Annotated in this window: 1 protein-coding gene; it reads left to right on the plus strand. The window is 37.6% G+C overall.

Features of this window, described 5'->3' with window-relative positions:
* Positions 1 to 805: 805 nt before the first annotated feature.
* Positions 806 to 1,789: a uracil-xanthine permease family protein gene (locus tag EI164_RS15900; RefSeq protein ID WP_225739361.1), complete on the plus strand. Its 984-nt coding sequence runs from the start codon at positions 806 to 808 to the stop codon at positions 1,787 to 1,789.
* Positions 1,790 to 1,813: the final 24 nt, after the last annotated feature.

Raw genomic sequence — 1,813 nt, forward strand, 5'->3', positions numbered from 1 at the left:
AACCGTTCGCTATTTTTTTTGCCATCAATTTGTCGCCAATGTTCAACACGCCCTAGATAGTTTTGACAACTTTACTTCACGCATAACGCATTTACTCGCTTTTTCTATGATTAGGAATGAAAATTACTTGTTTTTGAAGGCTACTGATTTGTGAAAACTACTTTTATTAATAGTTGATAATCGGTTTTCATAACTATTTTTTATCACTACGTTTGTATTAAATAATTACGTTTGTGTTAAATAATAAGGAAGGCTTGATGATGCCAAACTTGATATATAAATAGAAATGTTAATGATAATTGTTAGCATTTAATTATTGACAGGTATCCTAACTAAATACGAACAATTTAGCAATAATTATCATTAAATAATTTATATTAGAAAACGATTCTTGCGCTTAATTTATCTTTATTTCTTTTCACTTACATCCTTCAAAACCCTTATTATCAAGGACTTCCAAGTATCATCACCCACACACTATTCTTTTGTTAAATATTCATTATTTAAATAATAAACATGCCAATCTAAAAAAAACATTGCAATAAACAACTCTTTCACTATACCCTAAGATAGTTGACCAATTAGTCAGGTTTGTAACTTTGACTTAATTATAAGATTCATAAATACCAGATAGCTACCTACTTTTATGTATTCACACAAGGATCGGTGCGACTTTTTGTGAGATAGATAAGCGATACGAAGTTTTAAAGGTGTGCCAACATTCATCTCTATTCTATGTATTGATAACCTTGCTTAATAATCTCCGTAGAGTTTGGACTGAAAGTCACTTTAGGAGGAAGCCAAGATGAGTGAGCACACTCAAGGAAACCCAGACTTACTGTATGGACTACATGACCGTCCTGCGCCTGGGAAAGCATTTTTGGGTGCCATACAACACGTACTGGCCGCGTTTGTCGGTATCATTACCCCATCACTAATCATTGGCGGCGTCTTAGGTTTGGGAGAGCACATTCCCTACCTGATTAGCATGTCATTGATGGTATCAGGGGTCGCTACTTTTATTCAGACACGCAAAGTTGGGCCAATCGGTTCAGGTTTGATGGCATTACAAGGCACCAGTTTTGGCTTCTTAGCCGCAGTATTAGCAGCAGGGTTTGTGGTAAAAAACCGTGGTGGTAGTCCAGAGGAGATTCTCTCTGTCATCTTTGGCATTTCATTTCTTGGTGCTTTCGTCGAAATTTTCTTAAGTCAATTCATTACCAAACTCAAATCTTTAATGAGTCCAATCGTGACAGGTTGTGTGATCGTGACTATCGGTCTGTCCTTAACCAAAGTCGGTTTAACAGATTTAGCAGGCGGGGTTGGTGCTGAGGATTTTGGTAGTATGCCAAACTTATTACTGGGCGGTGGTGTACTGGTTAGTGTGGTGTTGATTAGTATCGTCAATAATAAAGTAATTCGCTCAAGTGCTATTTTTATCGGTTTAATGCTTGGCTTGCTAGCCGCCACCTTTATGGGTCGCATTGATTTTTCTTTGGTCGCAGAAGCCCCTCTCTTTACTGCGCCGATACCTTTCAAATTCGGTTTTGGTTTTGATTGGCAAGCATTTATCCCTATTGCCTTTATGTATATCATTACCAGTATCGAAACATCAGGTGATTTGACAGCCACATCTATGATTTCAGGCGAACCAATCAAAGGCCCTATATACGAAAAGCGTATCAAAGGTGGTGTATTAGGTGATGGTGTCAACTCGTTGATTGCGGCGACTTTTAATACGTTCCCTGTCACGACGTTTAGGGGCTGTATAGAATTGAGAAAACATTGAAAAAAATAAGCAACGCCTTACTCT

The sequence above is a fragment of the Psychrobacter sp. FME13 genome, from assembly GCF_014861395.1.
GTDB lineage: Bacteria > Pseudomonadota > Gammaproteobacteria > Pseudomonadales > Moraxellaceae > Psychrobacter.

Excerpts from the sequence above, each read along its gene's own strand:
- EI164_RS15900 (WP_225739361.1), top strand. The coding sequence starts at position 806 with ATGAGTGAGCACACTCAAGGAAACCCAGACTTACTGTATGGACTACAT.